Origin of the sequence: Microbacterium gilvum, from assembly GCF_039543865.1 — a bacterium.
Taxonomy (GTDB): Bacteria; Actinomycetota; Actinomycetes; order Actinomycetales; family Microbacteriaceae; genus Microbacterium; species Microbacterium gilvum.
Genome location: NZ_BAABKO010000002.1, coordinates 1 through 19,623 on the forward strand (window position 1 = coordinate 1; position 19,623 = coordinate 19,623).

16 protein-coding genes are annotated in these 19,623 nt (G+C 72.6%); 8 read left to right on the forward strand and 8 right to left on the reverse strand.

What is annotated here, in order from left to right; translation table 11 throughout:
* Positions 1 to 2,688: choice-of-anchor G family protein (locus tag ABD998_RS05845; protein WP_345436968.1), on the reverse strand; the 2,688-nt coding region annotated here is incomplete at its 3' end.
* A 144-nt stretch (positions 2,689 to 2,832) separates the two neighbouring features.
* Positions 2,833 to 4,857 carry a DNA helicase RecQ gene (gene recQ, locus ABD998_RS05850; RefSeq protein WP_345436970.1) on the reverse strand — a complete coding sequence of 675 codons (2,025 nt, stop codon included), beginning with the start codon at positions 4,855 to 4,857 and terminating at the stop codon, positions 2,833 to 2,835.
* Between the two features lie 97 nt (positions 4,858 to 4,954).
* Here recQ and ABD998_RS05855 point away from each other — a divergent pair, with 97 nt between their 5' ends.
* From ABD998_RS05855 to ABD998_RS05880, 6 genes are all read left to right on the forward strand, one after another.
* Positions 4,955 to 5,293 carry a GNAT family N-acetyltransferase gene (locus ABD998_RS05855; RefSeq protein WP_345436972.1) on the forward strand — a complete coding sequence of 113 codons (339 nt, stop codon included), beginning with the start codon at positions 4,955 to 4,957 and terminating at the stop codon, positions 5,291 to 5,293.
* A complete protein-coding gene (locus ABD998_RS05860; protein WP_345436974.1) occupies positions 5,290 to 6,273 on the forward strand; it encodes a pirin family protein in 984 nt (327 codons plus the stop codon). The genes ABD998_RS05855 and ABD998_RS05860 overlap by 4 nt, the downstream gene beginning before the upstream one ends.
* Before the next feature lie 83 nt (positions 6,274 to 6,356).
* The gene (locus ABD998_RS05865) at positions 6,357 to 6,923 is read left to right on the forward strand and encodes an ECF transporter S component (protein WP_345436976.1); all 567 of its coding nucleotides are present in this window, start codon (positions 6,357 to 6,359) and stop codon (positions 6,921 to 6,923) included.
* Between the two features lie 34 nt (positions 6,924 to 6,957).
* Entirely contained in the window at positions 6,958 to 8,658 is a 1,701-nt protein-coding gene (locus ABD998_RS05870) for an ABC transporter ATP-binding protein (RefSeq protein WP_345436978.1), read from the forward strand.
* Positions 8,655 to 9,458 carry an energy-coupling factor transporter transmembrane component T gene (locus ABD998_RS05875; protein WP_345436980.1) on the forward strand — a complete coding sequence of 268 codons (804 nt, stop codon included), beginning with the start codon at positions 8,655 to 8,657 and terminating at the stop codon, positions 9,456 to 9,458. Before ABD998_RS05870 ends, ABD998_RS05875 begins: the two co-directional genes overlap by 4 nt.
* A gap of 8 nt (positions 9,459 to 9,466) precedes the next feature.
* A complete protein-coding gene (locus tag ABD998_RS05880) occupies positions 9,467 to 10,312 on the forward strand; it encodes a siderophore-interacting protein (RefSeq protein ID WP_345436982.1) in 846 nt (281 codons plus the stop codon).
* Between the two features lie 7 nt (positions 10,313 to 10,319).
* Here ABD998_RS05880 and ABD998_RS05885 read toward each other — a convergent pair whose 3' ends face one another.
* Complete coding sequence (locus ABD998_RS05885) at positions 10,320 to 11,321, reverse strand: M15 family metallopeptidase (RefSeq protein WP_345436984.1); 1,002 nt, start codon at positions 11,319 to 11,321, stop codon at positions 10,320 to 10,322.
* Positions 11,322 to 11,427: 106 nt separating this feature from the next.
* Here ABD998_RS05885 and ABD998_RS05890 point away from each other — a divergent pair, with 106 nt between their 5' ends.
* The gene (locus ABD998_RS05890) at positions 11,428 to 12,477 is read left to right on the forward strand and encodes an Rv2578c family radical SAM protein (RefSeq protein WP_345436986.1); all 1,050 of its coding nucleotides are present in this window, start codon (positions 11,428 to 11,430) and stop codon (positions 12,475 to 12,477) included.
* Here the strand turns inward: ABD998_RS05890 and ABD998_RS05895 are convergent, their stop codons facing one another.
* Both ABD998_RS05895 and ABD998_RS05900 read right to left on the reverse strand, forming a co-directional pair.
* Positions 12,478 to 13,395 (reverse strand): aldose 1-epimerase family protein, encoded by a 918-nt coding sequence (locus ABD998_RS05895; RefSeq protein WP_345436988.1) that lies wholly within the window; start codon positions 13,393 to 13,395, stop codon positions 12,478 to 12,480. It lies immediately after the preceding gene.
* Positions 13,396 to 13,451: 56 nt separating this feature from the next.
* On the reverse strand, positions 13,452 to 13,994 hold the full coding sequence (locus ABD998_RS05900) for a MarR family winged helix-turn-helix transcriptional regulator (RefSeq protein WP_345436990.1): 543 nt from the start codon (positions 13,992 to 13,994) through the stop codon (positions 13,452 to 13,454).
* Positions 13,995 to 14,073: 79 nt separating this feature from the next.
* Between ABD998_RS05900 and ABD998_RS05905 the strand changes: the two genes are divergently transcribed.
* On the forward strand, positions 14,074 to 16,263 hold the full coding sequence (locus tag ABD998_RS05905; protein WP_345436992.1) for an MMPL family transporter: 2,190 nt from the start codon (positions 14,074 to 14,076) through the stop codon (positions 16,261 to 16,263).
* A 116-nt stretch (positions 16,264 to 16,379) separates the two neighbouring features.
* Here ABD998_RS05905 and ABD998_RS05910 read toward each other — a convergent pair whose 3' ends face one another.
* The 3 genes from ABD998_RS05910 to ABD998_RS05920 all read right to left on the reverse strand — a co-directional run bounded on the left by ABD998_RS05910 (position 16,380) and on the right by ABD998_RS05920 (position 19,453).
* Complete coding sequence (locus tag ABD998_RS05910; RefSeq protein WP_345436994.1) at positions 16,380 to 17,018, reverse strand: YoaK family protein; 639 nt, start codon at positions 17,016 to 17,018, stop codon at positions 16,380 to 16,382.
* 7 nt (positions 17,019 to 17,025) lie between these two features.
* Complete coding sequence (locus ABD998_RS05915) at positions 17,026 to 17,202, reverse strand: hypothetical protein (RefSeq protein ID WP_345436996.1); 177 nt, start codon at positions 17,200 to 17,202, stop codon at positions 17,026 to 17,028.
* A 112-nt stretch (positions 17,203 to 17,314) separates the two neighbouring features.
* Complete coding sequence (locus ABD998_RS05920) at positions 17,315 to 19,453, reverse strand: DEAD/DEAH box helicase (RefSeq protein WP_345436998.1); 2,139 nt, start codon at positions 19,451 to 19,453, stop codon at positions 17,315 to 17,317.
* Positions 19,454 to 19,623: the final 170 nt, after the last annotated feature.

A 19,623-nucleotide genomic window follows, 5' to 3' on the forward strand; every position in this document is an offset into this window, starting at 1 on the left:
CGACGCATCCGTCGACGCATCCGCCAGCGCAGCAGCCTGAGCCGCCACCTGAGCCGACGCGTTCGACTCGTCATCCGCGTTCGCCGACGCCGAAGCCGACGCCGACGCGTTCACATCCGCATCCGCGTCCTCGTTCGCCGCGGCCTCAGCCGAGGCGTCCGTCGACGAGTCCGCGTTCGACGCCGCAGCCGCAGCAGCCGACGCGTTCGCGTTCGCCGCCGAGGTCGCATCCGCCTGCGAGTCGGCCTCAGCCGACGACTGCGCCGCAGCCTGAGCCGCCGCCGTCGTGTCGGTGTCCGCCGTCGTCGACGCATCGCTCGACGCATCCGCCGTCGCCGCAGCCTCGGCAGCCGACGCCGCCGTCGCATCCGCCGCAGCCGACGCATCCGTCGACGCATCCGCCAGCGCAGCAGCCTGAGCCGCCACCTGAGCCGACGCGTTCGACTCGTCATCCGCGTTCGCCGACGCCGAAGCCGACGCCGACGCGTTCACATCCGCATCCGCGGCGCTCGCCTCGGTGATGTCGAACGTGTCGGTGGCCGGCGTGTCGGACACCTCGCCCGTGGCGATCACGACGACGCCGGTCTCCGCGGCGGCGTCACCGGGGACGTCGTACTCGAAGGGCACGAGGACGCCGTCCTCATCGGCCGTGGTGGTTCCCACGTCCACGCCGTCGATGTTGATGACGACCGTCTCGAGCGGCTCGAAGCCGTCGCCCGTGATGGTGACCGTCTCCCCGGGCTCCACCGAGCCCGGGTCCGCCGAGATCGAGGTCTCGTACTCGACGACCGCCTCGGTCAGCGCACGCACCGACGAGGAGGCGAGCGACAGGTCGACGACGCCGCTGAGCACGTTGACGTTCACCGCGTTGACGGTGAAGTCGTTCTCGCCCGGCAGATACGGAGTCGGCTGGTGGTTCAGCGTGATCGCGAGAACACCCGAGAGACCGTCGACGAGGCCGTCGACCGCACCGAGGAGCTGGCTCAGGATCGGGTCGAGCGCCAGGTCGAGCGGGCCGCCGTCGACGTCGTCGAGCAGGCTCGCGAGCGTGCTGGTGAGAGTCGGGACGATCGTCGCGAGCGTCGTGTTCACGGTCGACTCGAGCAGCGGGTCGACCGCTCCGGTGAGCGTCGAGGTGACGTCGCCGAGCAGCTCGCCGAGCAGCGGGTTGTCGCCCAGGAGGGTGACCTCGGTGTCGACGACCGCTGCCGGCGTGCCGGCGAGCAGGCCGCCGAAGGGCACGACGACGTCGGCCGAGACCGTGGCGACGTCCGAGCCGACGAGCGTGTCGACGATCGGCGAGAGGACGAGGTCGAGAACGCCCGCGAGCGATCCGACCGTCGAGCCGAGCAGCTCGTCCAGCGGGATGAGCCCGCCGAGGGAGAGCACGTCGAGCAGGCCGTTCACGAGGTCGGCGACCGCACCGAGCCCGAGGACGGAGAGCAGGTCGAGCACCTCGCTGACGGTCTTGCCCGAGAGGATGTCGGACACGGCGTCGGTGACGAGGCCCTCGTCCGTGGCGAGGGTCACGGCGAGGTCCACCTGGACGTTCACCGTCGCCGACGACAGCGCGGCCGTGACGGTCTCGAGGAGACCGTCGACGATGCTGTCGAGGATGTCGGTGAGCTCGTCGGTGACCCCGGCGAGGACCGTGTCGCTGAGGAGCGGGGTGTTCGCGGGCAGGTTGTTGAGCCCGCCCTCGTGCAGCTGCGCGAGGTCGATGTCGATCGATCCGTCGGGGAAGACCTTGACGGCGTCTGCGCCCAGCCCCTCGGCGGGGATGAGCGAGTCGACGATGCCGGCGAGCGCCGCGTCGACGCCGTCCACGCTGACCGTCGTACCGGTCGTGTCGACCTCGAGGAGCGGAAGGTCGAGCGTGCCGAGACCACCCGCGATGCCGTCGACGACGCCCTGCGAGCCGACGACCTCGTCGAGGGTCGTGCCGAGGCCGCCCAGCGTGTCGTCGATCGTCGTGAGCAGCTGGCCGACGAGCGGGCTGTGGAGCTGGATGTGCGAGCCGGCGATGACGTACTCGCCGGGCACGGCGTCGTCACCCGTCTCGATGACGCCGCCGTCGGTCACCTCGGCGATCGAAGCGAGTGCGCCGAGGGTGAGCGAGGCCTCATCGAGGATCGCGTCCGTGAGGCCGTCGACACCGATCGACGCGAAGAGCTCGGTGAGGTCGAGCTCGGCCGCGTTGGTGGTCGATCCGAGCACGGCATCGAGGTCGACGACGCCGTTCTGCCCGATCGTCGACGTCTCCGCGCGAGAAGACGTGGCGTCGGACGACGTGCCCTGCGTGAACGCCGCGCCGAGGTCGCCGAGGCTGAGCAGCTCGAGGAGCGGGATGTTCAGCGTTCCCAGGTCGACGTCGAGCGCCTGGTTGAGGAGCTCGACTTCGAGCGTCCCCTGGTTGGGCCCGGGGGCGGCGCTGTACGCGCTCTGCGCGTACACGATGTCGGCGAGATCGATGCCGGCCAGATCGCCGGACAGGATGGCCGCGAGAGCCTCCGACTGCTCCGCCGAGTAGTCGGCGTCGAGGGCGTTCGCCGCCCCCGTCGTGTTCAGGTTGCCGGCGTACGCGACGCCCGCTGCGACGAGGCTGGCTGTCGCCAGCGCCGCGATCGGGGCAAGCCTTCGCTTGCCCGTGCGAGGCGCGGTCTGCGCACTCGCGGTTGACTCATTCATGGGTCTCCTCTTGCTGGGGTATCGGAGAACGCCATGCACTGGGCACCCCCCGGGCACGTTCGCGCACGCACGTCAAATCTGAGTATTGCGTTATACCGGACAACTTGTCCAGCCGGCATTCAGGTTCGTGACGCGGCGTGTCGGTCAGCGACCGGCGATGACGGCGAGCACGGACTCGCCATAGGCATCGCGCTTCTTGGCGCCGATGCCGGTGATCCCGTCGAGCTGGGCGAGCGTCGCGGGCTTGTGCTCGGCGAGCGCACGCAGGGTCGCGTCACCGAACACGATGTAGGCGGGCACACCCTGTTCACGGGCCTTCTCGGCCCGCCACGCCCTCAAGGTCTCGAAAAGATCACGATCTGCGGGAGCGAGGGAGTCGGCCGCCGTCGCCTTGCGCTGCGCGCTGCGCGCCGGGCGCCCGATGACGTCCTTGCGGAGCGGCACGGGCGTCTCGCCGCGCAGCACCCCCGCCGACGCCGGGCTGATGCCGAGCGTGCCGTACTCGCCCTGGGAGACGAGCAGCCCGCGCGCCAGCAGCTGGCGGATGACGCTGCGCCAGTCCTGCTCGGAGAGATCCTGACCGAGGCCGTAGGTCGACAGCCGGTCGTGGCCCAGCTTCCGCACCCGGTCGGTCGACGCACCGCGCAGGATGTCGATGAGGTGACCAGCGCCGAACGACTGCCCGCGCTCGCGCTGCAGGCGCACGATCGTCGAGAGCAGCTTCTGCGACGCGATGAGGCCGTCCCACGTCTCGGGCGGCTCGAGGCACGTGTCGCAGTTGCCGCACGGCCCCGATTCCTGGCCGAAGTACGCCAGGAGGTTCTGCCTGCGGCACGCGACCGTCTCGCACAGGGCGAGCATCGCGTCGAGGTGCTGCCCCTGCCGCTGCTGGATGGCGCGTCCGCCGTCGCCCTGCTGGATCATGCGACGCTGCTGCACGACGTCGCCCAGCCCGTACGCCATCCAGGCGACCGACGGCTCGCCGTCTCGACCCGCGCGGCCCGTCTCCTGGTAGTACCCCTCGACCGACTTCGGGAGGTCGATGTGCGCGACGAACCGCACGTCGGGCTTGTCGATGCCCATGCCGAACGCGATCGTCGCAACGACCACGACGCCGTCGTCGCGCAGGAAGCGCGACTGATGCGCCGCGCGCACGCCCACGTCGAGACCCGCGTGGTACGGGATGGCGTCGACGCCCTGCTGCGCGAGGTACGCCGCCGTCTGCTCCACCGATTTGCGGCTGAGCGCGTAGACGATGCCCGCCGAGCCCTCGGGCTGCGAGCGGATGAACTGCAGCAGCTGCTTGCGCGGCTCGACCTTCGGCTCGATGCGGTATCGGATGTTCGGCCGGTCGAAGCTCGCCACGAAGTGCTTCGCGTCGGGGAGCCGGAGGCGCTCGGTGATCTCACGGTGCGTCTCGCGCGTCGCCGTCGCGGTGAGCGCCATCCGGGGCACCCCGGGGAAGCGGTCGGCGAGCCCGCCGAGCGCGAGGTAGTCGGGTCGGAAGTCGTGGCCCCATTGGCTCACGCAGTGCGCCTCGTCGATCGCGATGACGCTGAGGGAGCCCTGCTCGAGCAGGCGCAGCGTCTGCTCGCCGCCCAGCCGCTCCGGGGCGACGTAGAGCAGGTCGAGCTCTCCGCCGAGATACGCGCGCTCGACGGCGGATCGCTCGGACGACGACTGCGTCGAGTTCAGGTACGCCGCCCGCACGCCGTTCGCGACGAGGGCGTCGACCTGGTCGTGCATGAGCGCGATGAGCGGCGAGACGACGAGGCCGGTGCCCTCCCGCACGAGCGCGGGAACCTGATAGCAGACGCTCTTGCCGCCGCCCGTCGGCATGAGCACGACGGCGTCGCCCCCCGCGATCACCTGGTCGACGACCGCCGCCTGATCGCCTCGGAACGCGTCGTAGCCGTAGACCGTCTGCAACGCGGCGAGCGCCGTCGGGAACCGGGAGGGCGTCGCACGGCGCACGGCGGGCGCCGGTGCGTCGCGCGACCATCCGCCGTGCGCGCCTTCCTCCGGCGGCGCCCAGTCCTCCGGGGGCGCCCAGTCCTCGGGCGGGACGTCGTCGTACGGATGCGCGGGCGGCACCCAGCTGTCGTCGTCGGGGATGCGCGCGACCAGCCACGGATCGCCCTGGGAGCCGTCGTGAGGATGCGCGGGCATGCTCCGAGTCTACGGAGCACCTCCGACGCGGCAGCGGGAACGGCCCTTCGCGCGCGCATCCGGTCTAGCGTGGGGAGCACCGACGGAAGGAGCATCCATGAGCGATCTCGCGGTCATCCGCAACGACGAGGAGTCGCGCTACGAGCTGCACGACGGCGAGACGGGGGCGCTCGCGGGCTTCGCCGCCTTCGAGCAGGGCACGGGGCGCATCCGGTTCGTGCACACGGTCGTCGACCCGGCCTTCCGGGGCCGCGGCTACGGCGACCTGCTCGCCTCCGAGGCGCTCGCCGACGTCGCGCGCCGCGGCGACGTCATCGTGCCTCTGTGTCCCTTCATCGCGGCCTACCTCTCGGAGAACGAGGTCGCGGGCGCCGTCGTCGACTGGCCGCACGGCGCGCCGCACGACGCCGCGACGCCGGGCGAGCAACCGGGATGACGCGGCTCGAGACCGATCACGAGGTCGACGGCGGCACCACCTCGTGCGACGGACCGCGCCTCCTGCTCCTCGCGCCGCGCGAGGTGCCCCTCGGCGGCGTGCGCGCCATGGAGGTGCACCGCTCCCTGCCGCAGCGCGACCTGCCGACGGTGGGCGCCTGGTGCTTCCTCGACCGGTTCGGGCCGCAGGACGCGATGATGCGCGTCGATCCCCATCCGCACATCGGCCTGCAGACGGTGACGTGGCCCCTCGTCGGAGACGTGCGCCACCGCGACAGCCTCGGCAGCGACGTGGAGATCCGCCGCGGCTCGCTCAACATCATGACCGCGGGCGACGGCATCTCGCACTCCGAGTACTCGGTGGGCGACGGTCCCGTGCCGCTCGACGCGCTGCAGCTGTGGGTCGCGCTCCCCGAGGAGCGGCGGCACGGGGCCGCCGCCTTCGAGCGTCACGACGACCTGCCGGCGCTCGCTCTGCGCGCGGTCGAGGGCGCCGACGCGACGGCGACGGTGGTCGTCGGCGCCCTCGACGGGGTGGTCTCCCCCGCCACCATGCACACCCCGATCGTCGGCGCCGAGATCGTGGTGCCGGCCGGGTCGCGCGTCCGCGTGCCGCTCGATCACCGCTGGGAGCACGCCGTCGTCGCCGTCGAGGGCGACGCGCGGGTGGGGGCGGACGGCTGCGACACGTCGATCTCCCGCCTCGACCTGCTCTACCTCGGCGTGCACCGCGACGCCGTCGAGCTCGCATCGGACGGCGGCGCGACCGTCTTCCTGCTCGGCGGCGAGCCCTTCCCCGACGACATCGTCATGTGGTGGAACTTCGTCGCCCGCTCCCACGAGGAGGTCGCCGCCGCCCGCGAGGACTGGGAGGCAAGCTCCGCGCGCTTCGGAACGGTCGACGGCCACCACGAGGCCGAGCGCATCCCCGCCCCGCCGCTCCCCAACGTGCGCCTCACCACGCGCCGACGCCGCATCTGACGCCGAGCGCCGGGGGCGCCCCGGGCGCCGGGCACGCCCTCGCACCCGGCCGGCTCGCATCCCGACGACTTAGGCTGTCCTTCGTGACCCGAACGCCCGCGCTCTCGACCCGTGTCCTGCTGGTGTGCGCGGCGATCGGCGTGGCGACCGGCATCCTCGGCGGCGTGGAGGGCTGGCTCGCGGCGCCCGTCGTCGCGGGCGCGCCGATCATCTACGGCTTCCTCCTCGGCGTCCACGTCCTGCCGGGCATCGTGGCGCAGGAGCTCCTGCGCCTTCCCTGGGTCGCCCTGCTCGCTCACGTGCTCGCGGCGCTCGTCTCCAGCGCGATCGCCCCGCCCTTCACGGGCCAGTTCCTCATGACCGCCATGCTCTTCGGCGGACTGCAGGAGGGCGTCGCGGCGCTCTTCCGCTACCGCGCATGGGGGTGGTGGCGGTTCCTCCTGTCCGGCACCGTGATCGGCGTGCTCGTGGCCGTCATCGTCGCCCTCGCCGCCGACATCGCGGCGCTCCCCGGATGGGCGCAGACCACCTACCTCGTGCTCTCGCTCCTCGGCCCCGTCGTGTGGACCCTCGTGGGCCTCGGTGCGGGGGCAGGGCTCCGCCGTGCCGGAGTGGGGGCGCCGCGCCGCACGCACGTCGCGTCACGATGACGCCTTCCAGGTAAGGCAAGGCTAAATTGGTGGCGTGAGCCCCGCCGTCGACGAGCCCCCGCTGCTGCGCGTGCGCGGACTCTCGATCGCCTACCCCGACCGCGCGCCTGCGCCGTCCGACGCCTCGTTCGACGTCCGCCGCGGTGAGGTGGTGCTCGTGCTCGGCCCGAGCGGCTCGGGCAAGTCGACGCTGACGCTCGCGCTCGACGGTCTCGTGCCGCACGCCGTCGACGCCGACATGGACGGCGCGGTCGTCGTCGCCGGCGTGGACACGCGCGATTCCTCTCCCGCCGCGCTCAGCGCCACCGTGGGCATGGTCTTCCAGGACCCCGACACGCAGATCGTGACGGCGACCGTGCTCGACGAGGTCGCCTTCGCGCTCGAGAACCTCCTGCTTCCCATCGCCGAGGTGCTCGCGCGCAGCGAGCGCGCGCTCCGCCGCCTCGGGCTCTGGGAGCGCCGCAACGACGACCCGGACACGCTCTCGGGCGGCGGGCGCCAGCGGCTCGCGATCGCCTGCGCGCTCGCCGTCGACGCCGACGTGCTCGTCCTCGACGAGCCGACCGCGAACCTCGACCCTGTCGGCATCGACGACGTCTACGCGGCGCTCGCCGAGATCGCGGCGGACGGAGACCGCGCGATCGTGCTCGTCGAGCACGATCTCGACGCCGCGGCGGAGATCGCGACGCGCGTCGTCGTGCTGGACGCCGACGGCCGCCTCGCCGTCGACGGCCCTCTCGGCACCGTCCTGCGCGACGGGTACGAGTCCCTCGAGCGGATGGGCGTCTGGCTGCCGTCCGCGCTCGTCGCGGCGCGCACGCTGCGCGACGCCGGCTGGAGGATGGCCCCGCTCCCGCTCACACCCGACGCGCTCGCGGCGGCGATCGACGCGCAGCAGGCCCCGGAGGCCGCGCCTGCGCTGCCACCGGAACCCCGCTCGGAGGGCGCGGACATCGCCATCCGGGTGCGCGGGCTGACCGTCCGACGCGGCGGGCGGACGCTCCTCGACGACGTCGACCTCGAGCTGCCGCGGGGGTCGTTCACGGCCGTGGTCGGTGCCAACGGCGCCGGCAAGACGACGCTCGTGCAGGCGATCGCGGGCGTCGTCCGGCCGCCCCGACGCGCTGTCGTGGTCGACGGGCTCGACATCGGCCGCGCCTCGGCACGGGAGGTCTCCGCCCGCATCGGGTTCGTCTTCCAGAACCCCGAGCACCAGTTCATCGCGCACACGGTCTTCGACGAGCTCGCCCATGGCCTGCGCATCCGCGGCGTCGCCCCCGACGAGACGCGTCGGCGCGTGGACGACCTGCTCGCGCGGTTCGGTCTCGACGGGCACGCCGACGCCCATCCCTTCCGCCTCTCGGGCGGCCAGAAGCGGAGGCTGTCGGTCGGGACCGCCCTCATCACGGGGCCTGCCGTCCTCGTCCTCGACGAGCCGACGTTCGGGCAGGACAGGGCGCGCGCCGAGGAGCTCCTCGCGCTCCTCGACGACCTGCACCGCGGCGGGACGACGATCGTCGTCGTGACGCACGACCTCGCCCTCGCCGCGCGGCACGCCACCGACGTCGCCGTCGTGGCGGACGGCCGACTGCGCGCGCACGCCCCGGCCGAGGCCGTGTTCGCCGACGCCGGCCTGCTCGCCGACGCCGGCCTGCGCCTCCCCTCCCTCCACCGCGTCCTCGCCGACCGCCCGGCCGCGTCCGCCGCGCTCGCCCGGTCGGAGGCGCGCGCATGACCGCGCTCATCGGCGCCCCGCCATCCGATCGCGTGCGCGGCCTGCGCGCGCTCAACCCGCTCGCGAAGCTCGCCGCCCCCCTCCCCGCGATGACCGTCGTCCTGTTCAGCCGCGACCTCGTCACTCCGCTCGTGTTCCTCGCTTTCGCGTACGCCGTCGTCCTCGGCGGCGCGCGTCCCACCCGCCGCACGCTCGCGCTGCTCGTCATCGTGCTGCCCGCGCTGGCGCTCGCCGTCGGCGCCGGCTTCTCGCTCTGGGCCGATCCCGCGCGGGTCGCCGGCACGCCGGTCCTCCTCTCGGCAGGCGGATGGCGGCTGCACGCGGGCGCGGTCGGGATCGGGTTCGCGACGGGGCTGCGCCTCGCCGCGCTCGTCGCCCTCGCTCTCGTCGGCGGGACGACGACCGAGGGCCCGGAACTCGTCCGGGCCGCCATCCGCCAGCTGAAGCTGCCCTACCGCGTCGGATATGCGGCGCTCGCGGCGTACCGGTTCGTGCCGAGGTTCCGTCACGAGCTCGACGTCATCCGCGCGGCGCACCGCGTCCGCGGGCACCACGGCGGGCGCGGACCCGTCGCCGCGGTGCGTCGCGGGCTGGGATACCTCGTGCCGCTCCTCGCGAGCGCCATCCGCCACGCCGAGCGGGTCGCGCTGGCGATGGATGCCCGCGCCTTCGGCGCGCATGCCACCCGCACCGAGCGCCACGAGGTGCCGTGGCGCCCGCGCGACACCGTCTTCGTCCTCGCGTTCTGGGCGGTCACCGCGATCGCCACGACCGCCCTTCTCGCCCCCTCGACCCCTTAGGAGCACTCATGGCCGTCGCCAGCCGCCTCGTCAAGCCCGCATCGCAGGAGCTGCTGCGCCTGACCGTCCAGCGCACCGAGCGGCTCTCGCCGCACTGGATGCGCGTCACGCTGGGAGGGGGCGACATCGGCCGGTTCCAGCCGATGGGGTACGACCAGTGGTTCCGGATCTTCCTCCCCGTCCACGGCGAGGCGGGGCTCGAGCGCGTGCCGGCGAAGGCCAACAAGATGCTCGGCTACCTCAAGTTCCTGCGGATCCCCGAGGGGATGCGCCCCGCCATGCGCAGCTACACGGTGCGCGCGTACCGGCCGGCCGAAGGCGCGGACGGGGCCGAGATCGACGTCGACTTCGTCGTGCACGCCGCGGCCGACGGGTCGATGGGCCCCGCGCCGAGCTGGGCGCTCGGCGCGCAGCCGGGCGAGGACGTCGCCATCATCGACGAGGGTCTCGTCTTCAACCCCGAGCGCGGCACCGGCCCCGTCGTGCTCGTGGCCGACGAGACGGGGCTTCCCGCCGTCGCCGGCATCTGCGGCTCGCTCCCCGCGGACGCCGGCGGGCTCGCGATCGTCGAGGTGCCGTCTGCCGACGACGCCCTCGACTTCCCCCGGCCGGACGGCGTCGCGCTCCGCTGGGTGGTCCGCACGGATCCGCAGGCCCGACCGGGCGCCGGCGCGCTCGACGCGCTGCGCTCCGCCTCCCTCCCGGGCTCCCCGTTCCATGCCTTCCTCGTCGGCGAGCAGCAGCTTCCCACGGGCGGTCGTCGTCATCTCGTCGGCGAGCACGGCGTCGACAAGGGGCTCATCGACTTCTGCGGCTACTGGCGGGTGGGGGCCGGGGCGGGATCGGTCGCGTGAGCGGCCGTCAGTCGAGGTAGTCGGGCGCGGCGGGCAGCCCGAAGAACTCCTCGAGCGTGTGGAACCCGCCCTCGCGGTAGGCCTCGGCGAGCTCGACGCCGATGTAGCGGAGGTGCCACGGTTCGGGGTCGTACCCCGTCGTCTCGGTACGGCCGCTCTCGTAGCGCACGATCCATCCGTGCCGCCAGGCGTTCTCGACGATCCAGTCGCCCTGGGCCGTGCCCTCGATCTCGTAGATCGTGCCGCAGCCGCCGTTCGCGCAGGCGACGACGTCGGCCGCGAGCCCGAGCTGGTGCTCGCTGTGCCCCGGACGTGCCGAGATCGCCTCGGCGCCTTCGCGCCCGAGGGAGCCCACCTGCCCGCCGAAGGTGCTCACCTGGGTCGCGTACGAGCGGTACCCGCTCTGCAGCGCGACGTCGCCCGCTCCCGCGTCGGCCGCCGCTCCGACGAGCGCGTCGAGCGCGGCCGCCGCGTCGGCGCGGAGCCCTCCGCCCACGAGGCTGGGCGTCTCGGCAGGGAGGATGACGGCGGGCGCGTAGTCGACGGGGCTCACCGCACGCTGCTTGTTCACGACGACCCACGACCATCCGGGATCGTCGAGAGGGAGGCACTCCGCCCCCGCCGCAGCGGCGGCCCTCAGCTGCTCGCCGCCGCCGAACGCCGCGACCATGGCCGCCACGTCGTGCGTCTGCGCGGCGACGGCCGCCGCGTCCGACGCGCAGCCGTCGGAGGCCGGCTCGACCTCCGCGACCTCGAACAGGGGCACGGGGAGCGCCTCGATCGAGCCGGGCCGGGAGTCGGCGGACTCGGCTGCCGAGGTCTGCTGCGGCGCGGCGTGACTCGGGCCGTCGCCCCCTGCGACCGCGAGCGCACTGCCCAGGACGCACGCGCCGACGACGCCGGCGACGGCCGCCAGCACGACGAGACCCCGCCCGGAGAGGAGCCGCGGCTCAGGCGCCGCGTGCTTCGCGACGAGACCGCGGCGCCGTGCGTACCGCCCGTTCGTCATCCCCCTATTGTCGCGGACGCGCTCACGGCGCCCGGCAGGCTCCCCGTGGAGAACATATATGCGAGCCTGGCTTGACTTCTCTCTCGAAGATCTGTTCCATAGACGGATGCGGTGGAACGGACAGCGGATCGGCGACGTCGACGCCTCGGCGCTGCCGGGGCTCGACCGGCTCGACGGCCTCGTCCGCACCGTCACGACGCCCGAGTTCGCGGGCCTGACGTTCCACGAGGTCGCCGCGAAGTCGGCGCTCAACCACGTGCCCGGGCCGAGCTCGATGCCGTTCGACTGGACGGTCAACCCGTACCGGGGCTGCAGCCATGCCTGCGTGTACTGCTTCGCCCGCGGAACGCACGAGTACCTCGAGCTCGACGCGGGGCGCGACTTCGACTCGCAGATCGTCGTGAAGGTCAACATCGCCGACGTGCTGCGGCGCGAGCTCGCGAAACCCGGGTGGCAGCGCGAGCACGTCGCCCTGGGCACGAACACCGACCCGTACCAGCGCGCCGAGGGACGCTACCGTCTCATGCCCGGCATCATCGACGCGCTCGCCGACTCGGGCACGCCCTTCTCCGTCCTCACGAAGGGCACCCTCCTGCGTCGCGACCTGCCGCAGCTCGCGGCGAGGAGAGCCGACGTCGACATCTCGCTGGCGATGTCGATCGCCGTGCACGACGACGCCCTGCAGCGCGCCATCGAACCCGGCACGCCGACGGCGCGCGCCCGCCTCGACACCGTCAGGGCGGCGGCCGACCTCGGCTTCCGCGTGCAGGTCTTCCTCATGCCGATCATCCCGCATCTGAGCGACTCCGTCGAGGCGCTCGACGAGGCGCTCACGCGGATCAGGGCGGCAGGCGCGCATCGCGTCGTGTACGGGTCGATGCACCTGCGGCCCGGCGTGAAGCCGTGGTTCTTCCAGTGGCTCGCCCGTGAGCGCCCCGACCTCGTCGCCGCCTACCGCGGCCTCTACCCCGGTGCATCCGTCGAGGCGCCGAAGGGGTACCGCACCTGGCTCGCTCAGCGCATGCGCCCCCTCCTGCGCGCCCACAGCCTGGCGGGCTCGGCGGAGGAGGACCAGCCGCCGCGCACGCGGTCGCACCCGAAGGCGACGCCGCGCGTCGTCGAGACGGCAAGGAAGACGGCGCCGACCCTCTTCTGATCAGGCGCTCAGGGTCACACCCCACGAGAGCGTCCAGTCCTCGCCGGGAGCGAGCCAGCGGAGCCCCTGGCCCGAGTTGAGGGCGTCGGCGGGTGCCGTCATGGGCTCGATCGCGACGGCGAGCTCCGTTCCCGGGTAACCCGACGTCGTGAACACCTGCACGTAGTCGAACCCCTCCCCCTGCCAGACCGTGACGGTCCGGCCATCCGGCGCGGCGAGCGTGTTGCGCACACGACCGTCGCCGCCGCGCGCGAGCCGGCCGTAGGCGCGGTCGAGCTGCACGTCCGCGAGCCGCGCGCCGCCGCGCAGATCGGTCGCCGCGTCGACGGGACGCTCTGCCACGGGCAGCATGCGGTCGTCGAGCTCGAACCACGTCGCCCCCGGCACGGCGAGCCGCAGCTCGCCCGTCGGCACGTCGCCGAGACGGAAGAACGGATGCGTGCCGACGGCGACGGGCGCCTCGGCGTCGCCCTCGTTGCGGATGCGATGCGTCACCTCGATCCCCTCGTCGACGAGCGCGTAGGTGACGCTCGTCGCGAGCGTGAACGGATAGCCCGACTGCGGGAAGATGCGCGCCGAGAGGGTCGCCGCCGCGTCGCCCGTATCGACGGAGTACGGGAAGAAGCGCAGCAGGCCGTGGCTCGCGTTCCCGTACTTCGGCTCGGAGACGGCGAGCTGCTCGGCCGCACCGTGCTGCGACCATCGGCCGTCGCGGACGCGGTTGGGCCAGGGCACGAGGACGATCCCCGATGCGGACGGCGTGCGCTCGCCGTCGGGATATCCCTGCACGATGTCGATGCCGCCCACGGTCAGGGCGCGAAGCGAGGCGCCCACCTGCGCGATCCGCGCCGTCACCTCGCCGCGCGGTCCACTCCGGCGCAGCCGCACCTGCTCGCCTGTGGGGTCGATCTCCGCCATGGCCGTCCCTTCTCGGATTCCGTCGCAGACGATCCTCCCAGACGCCGGATGGCCGCTCAGCTCTCGTCGAACCCCGTCGCTCCGAGCTCGTCGGCGATGTCCTGCAGGAACCGCGTCACGACGCCGCGCTCGGCCGACGTGAGCCGCGCAGCGGCGATCGCCCGGCGGGCGTGGATGCGCCCGATCGTGTCGGTCGCGGCGATGCGCGTCTCGGGGGTGATGGCGACGGTGAGGGCGCGCCGGTCGCTCGGATGCGGTGTGCGGACGATATGCCCCGCGGCCTCGAGCCTGTCGAGCAGCTTCGTCGTCGACGCGGTCGAGATCGAGAGGAACGCCGCGAGGACGCCCGGTGTCACGACGTCGCCTCGATTGCCCGCGACGATGAGGTAGTGGAGCGCGCGCATGTCGGTCTGATTGAGCTTCATGTAGCGCAGGGACGCCTCGTTGAGCGACTGCTCGGCCTGGCGCAGCCGGCCCATCGCGTTCATGAGGGCGCCGATCTCGGCGACATCCTGCGGCGAGAGCCCTGCTCGGTCGACGAGGGCTCCGACGGGGTCGTTGGCGTCGAGGTCGTACACCCCCGCTCCGGTCTCCGTCATGCGATCATCCTACCTGCCAGGACTCGAAATCAATGAAGCTTCTTGCTAGGCTAGCTAGTGATTAGACGACTGGAGCATAATGTCCCCTCTCCCCGAAGCACCGCGCGTGCAGTCGAGCACCGCGAGCACGACCTCTCCTCGCGTCCCCCGCTGGCTGCGCGTCCTCCTGCCCGCGGTGCTCATCCTCGTGTGGCTCGCGGGCGCATCGATCGGCGGGCCGTACTTCGGCAAGGTCGACGAGGTCTCCTCGAACGATCAGACCACCTACCTTCCCGAGAGCGCCGATGCGACGGCCGTCCAGGAACGGCTCTCCGACTTCACCGACGGCGACGCCATCCCCGCCGTCGTCGTCTTCTCCGCCGACGCCCAGCTGAACGACGACGACCTCGCCGCCATCGACGAGCGGCTCGCCGCGGCGGCCGATCTCGACGGCGTCGACGAGGTCTCCCCCGCCATCGCCTCCGACGACGGGAAGGCGGCGCAGGCGTTCGTCCCGATCTCCTCCGACGCCGAGCTGTCCGAGGTCGTCGCCGCACTCGACGAAGCCCTCTCCGACGGGCTCCCCGCCGGCGTCGTCGTGCACATCACGGGGCCCGCCGGATTCTCCAACGACCTCGTCTCCGCGTTCGCCGGAATCGACGGGATCCTGCTGCTCGTCGCCCTCGCCGCCGTGCTCGTCATCCTCGTCGTCGTGTACCGGTCGCTGCTCCTGCCCGTGGCGGTGCTCTCGACGAGCCTGTTCGCGCTGTGCGTCGCGCTCCTCACGGTGTGGTGGCTGGCGAAGGCCGGCGTGCTGCTCCTCAGCGGGCAGACGCAGGGCATCCTCTTCATCCTCGTCATCGGCGCCGCGACCGACTACTCGCTCCTGTACGTCTCTCGGTACCGCGACGAGCTCATCCGCACCGAGAGCACCTGGACCGCGTCGATGCGGGCCCTGCGCGGCTCGTTCGAGCCCATCCTCGCGTCCGGCGGCACGGTGATCGCCGGCCTCCTCTGCCTGCTGCTGAGCGACCTCAAGTCGAACAGCACGCTCGGCCCCGTGGCGGCCATCGGCATCGTCTTCGCGATGCTGTCGGCCCTCTCGCTGCTCCCCGCGCTCCTGTTCGCCTTCGGTCGAGCGGCGTTCTGGCCGCGGCGGCCCGCATACGCGCCCGACACGGCGGCCGATGGCGCGCCCGCACGGGGCCTCTGGGCCGGGGTAGGGCGGGCCATCCGCGCGAGGCCGCGCGTCATCTGGGCGCTCACGGCGGTCGTGCTAGCCGCGGGCTCGATCGGGTTCACGCAGTTCCAGGCCGACGGGGTGTCGCAGTCGGACCTCGTGCTGGGCGAGTCGCAGGCGCGCGAGGGCCAGGAGGTGCTCGGCGAGCACTTCCCGGCGGGGTCCGGAAGCCCCGTCTACGTCCTCGTCGCCGAGGACGACCTGCAGGCAGCGGCCGATGTGCTGCTCGCCGACGACGGCATCGACGGCGTCGCCGTGACGGCCGACACGGAGAGCGGGAGCGCTCCCGTGACGGAGGACGGCGTCACGGCCTTCGGCCCTCCCGGCACTCCGTCCCCCGATCCCACCGTGGCGGATGGCGATGTGCTGCTGCAGGGCACGCTCGCGGACGCCGCCGACTCGACCGCCGCGGAGCAGACGGTGCGCGATCTGCGGGGCGCGCTCGACGACGCCGTGCCCGGCGCGCTCGTGGGCGGCGTCACGGCGACCGATGTCGACACGAACGACGCGTCGATCCACGACCGCAATCTCATCATCCCCGTCATCCTCGCGGTGATCCTCGTGATCCTCATGCTGCTGCTGCGGTCGATCCTCGCGCCCGTGCTGCTCATCCTCACGACCGTGCTCTCGTTCGGAACCGCCATGGGAGTGTCGGCGCTCGTGTTCAACGAGGTTCTCGGGTTTCCGGGGGCCGACCCCGCCGTACCGCTGTACGGCTTCGTCTTCCTCGTGGCGCTCGGCATCGACTACAACATCTTCCTCATGACGCGGGTGCGCGAGGAGTCGCTGCGGCACGGGACGCGCGACGGAATCGTCCGAGGGCTGGCGATCACGGGCGGCGTCATCACCTCGGCTGGCCTCGTGCTCGCGGCGACGTTCACGGCGCTGTCGGTCATCCCCGTGCTGTTCCTCGTGCAGCTCGCGTTCATCGTCGCGTTCGGCGTTCTGCTCGACACGTTCATCGTGCGCTCGCTGCTCGTGCCCGCCCTCTCGTACGACATCGGCCGCGCCATCTGGTGGCCGTCGGAGCTCGCCCGCGGCGCGCGCTGAGGCGGTGCCGGCGGGCGAGCACACCGCAGGAGATCCGGCCGGGCGGATGGCCCCTCCCGCGTGATCCGGCGAGCCACGGGGAGGCGTTCCCCCGGAACTCCTGCACGGTGTCCGGGTCAGACCGTGCGGCGTCGCGCGAGCGCGATCGCGGCGACCGCGAGGATGCCCGCCGCGACGGCCAAGGCGATGCCGCTGCCCAGCCGGTGCGTCGCGGCTCCTGCCGCCGCGCCGGCGCCGAGCGAACCCCACAGCAGAAGTGGGCGTCGCCACGCCGTCGACGAGCGGCCGGCGATCGCATCCGCGATCGCGAGCCCCAGGCTCACGAGCGTGCCCGTCGCATACGTGATCGCGACGCGCGCGCGGCCATCGGCGATGTAGAGCGTGTTCAGTGCGCCCATGGCAGCGGCCAGCAGCGCGAAGCGCACCGGCGAGGTCGGCGCCGTCCACGCGAGCACGGCGCTGACCGCGAGCAGCATCGCCGCTCCCGCGACCGGTCGCGCCCGATTGCCTCCGCCGGAGCCCGCCGAGATCGCCGCGACGATGACGCCGCCGAGGAACGAACCGACGAGAGCGAGCGGGAACAGCGCCGTCGCGGGCGCCTCGTCGAGGAGCGCGACGCCTGCCTGAGTCGAGTTGCCGCTCATGAACGACACGAACAGCCCGCCGGTGTCGATGAAGCCGATCGCGTCGACGAACCCCGCGACGCCGCTCAGCATGGCCGACAGCGCGAACCCCCGGCGCGTCACCTCCCGCATCGCGAGCTCAGCGGTCGCCGGCGGGCGACCACACCACGATGAGGAACGTCGCGACAGGTCCGAGGATCAGCGATCCGAGGAACCATCCGAGCCGTGTGCGGTTCTTCTGCTCGGCGAGACCGGCGTTCACGAGGGCGAGCGTGAGCCATCCGCCGCCGCCGGCGAGCCATCCGTTGATGTCCATACCCCCACGGTACGGGAGCATGTCGCCGCGGCCCCGAAGGCATCAGCCCGGTCGGTGACGCGCAACGGCCCCGTCGCGCGATGCGACGGGGCCGTGATCCGGATGGCGGCCGTTACGCCGTGAGCTCCGCGGCGGTCGGCACGGCGCCCGCGATCTCCTCGAGGAGGTCGTCGCCCGGACGCACCTGGTCGAACGGCGCCTCGATCTCGGCGCGGTCGAGCAGCTCGCTCATGCGGCGCTGGCGCATCCGCGTGATGAGGGTGACGACCCGGCCCGAACGGCCAGCGCGACCCGTGCGACCCGCGCGGTGCAGGTACGTCTTGTACTCGGTGGGCGCGTCCGCCTGGACCACGAGATCGACGTCGTCGACGTGGATGCCGCGAGCGGCGACGTCCGTCGCGACGAGCACCTGCGCGCGACCCTTCGAGAACTTCTCGATGTTGCGTGTGCGCTTGGCCTGGTTCAGGTCGCCGTGGAGCGCGACGGCGGTGATGCCCGCGTCCTCGAACTGCTCGGCGAGCTGCTCGGCGTACGCCCGGGTGCGCGAGAAGACGAGCGTCTTCCCCTCGCGGTCGACGAGCGTGTCAAGGATCTCGCCCTTGCTGCGCTGATCGATGACGAGCACGCGGTGGTCGATCGTGCCAGAGTCCTGCGTCTCGCCCGCGACCTCGTAGACCGAGGGCTCGACGAGGAACTCGTCGACGAGCGCCGCGACCTCGCGGTCGAGCGTGGCCGAGAAGAGGAGCTTCTGCGAGCCGTCGGCCGTGAGGCGCAGCAGGCGCTGCACGGGCTCGAGGAAGCCGAGCTCGCACATGTGATCGGCCTCGTCGAGGACGGCGATCGAGATCTGCGACAGGTCGAGCTTGCCCTGCGCCTGCAGGTCCTCCATGCGGCCGGGCGTGCCGATGATGATGTCGACGCCCTTCTGCAGCGCTCCGACCTGGCGCCCCTGCGGCACGCCGCCGTAGATCTGCGTCGTGAAGAGGCCGACGCTGCGCGCGATCGGCTGGATGGTGCGGTCGATCTGCAGGGCGAGCTCGCGCGTGGGGGCGAGGATGAGCGCGACGGGGGCGCGGCCGAACTCTCGCTTCGTCCCGGCCTTGGACCGCAGCACGCGCTCGACGAGCGGTGCGCCGAAGGCGATCGTCTTGCCCGAGCCCGTGCGTCCGCGCGCGAGCACGTCGCGGCCCTCGATGATGGGCGGGATGGTCGCGGCCTGGATCGGGAACGGCTTGTCGGCGCCGAGGGCGGCGAGGGCGCGCTCGATGTTGTCGCCCAGGCCGATCTCCGCGAACGTCACCTCGACGGCGTCGTCGGTCTGGATGGCCTGGGCCTCGAGGCGCTCGTGAACGACGTCGATCTGCTGCTCCTGCGCGGCCGAGCGAGCAGGACGGTCGTCGCGGCGGAAGCCGCCGTCACGCTGAGCGCCGTCACGACGCTCGTACCCGCCCTCGCGACGCTGCCCGCGGTCGCGACCCGCGAAGCCGCGGTCGTCCCGACGGAAGCCGCCCTCACGCTGGCCGCCGCCGAAGCCGCGCTCGTCACGGCGCTCGTAGCCGCCTTCGCGACGCTGACCGCCCTCGCGACCCGAGAAGCCGCGGTCGTCACGACGCTCGTAGCCGCCTTCGCGACGCTGGCCGCCGAAACCGGCGTCGCGACGCTGACCGCCGTCACGACCCGAGAAGCCGCGGTCGTCACGACGGTGACCGCCCTCACGCTGACCGCCGAAACCGCCCTCGCGACGCTGACCGCCGCCGAAACCGCGATCGTCACGGCGCTCGTAGCCGCCCTCACGACGCTGGCCGCCATCGCGACCCGCGAAACCGCGGTCATCACGACGGGGGTAGCCGCCCTCGCGACGCTGAGCACCGCTGAAACCGCGATCGTCACGACGTTCGTAGCCGCCCTCGCGACGCTGGCCGCCGTCGTGCTGGCCGCCGAAGCCCTCACGACGCTGACCGCCGCCGAACCCGCGGTCATCACGACGGGGGTAGCCGCCCTCGCGACGCTGAGCACCGCTGAAACCGCGATCGTCACGACGCTCGTAGCCGCCCTCACGACGCTGACCGCCCTCGCGACCCGCGAAGCCACGGTCGTCCCGGCGGTATCCGCCCGCGGCGCTGTCGTCGCGGCGCGGGCCGCGCGACCCGCCGTCGTTGCCGCGGAACGGACCGCCGGTCTTCTTCTTGGCGTAGCGCGGATCGAAGTTCTGGGCGGGGCGACCGCCGGCCGGCTTCTTGCTCTTGGGCATGGGTGTGTCCTTCTGGTTCTCGCACGAGAACAGCGCCTGCGCACGCATGCGCAGGCAAACCCGGGCGTCCATCGGCCGGGGGCCATTCATGTGATGGTTCATGCGCGTCGATCGACGCTCACCATCGGCCCCCGGACTCACACTTGCTCAAAACGTCCGCGCTCTACGCG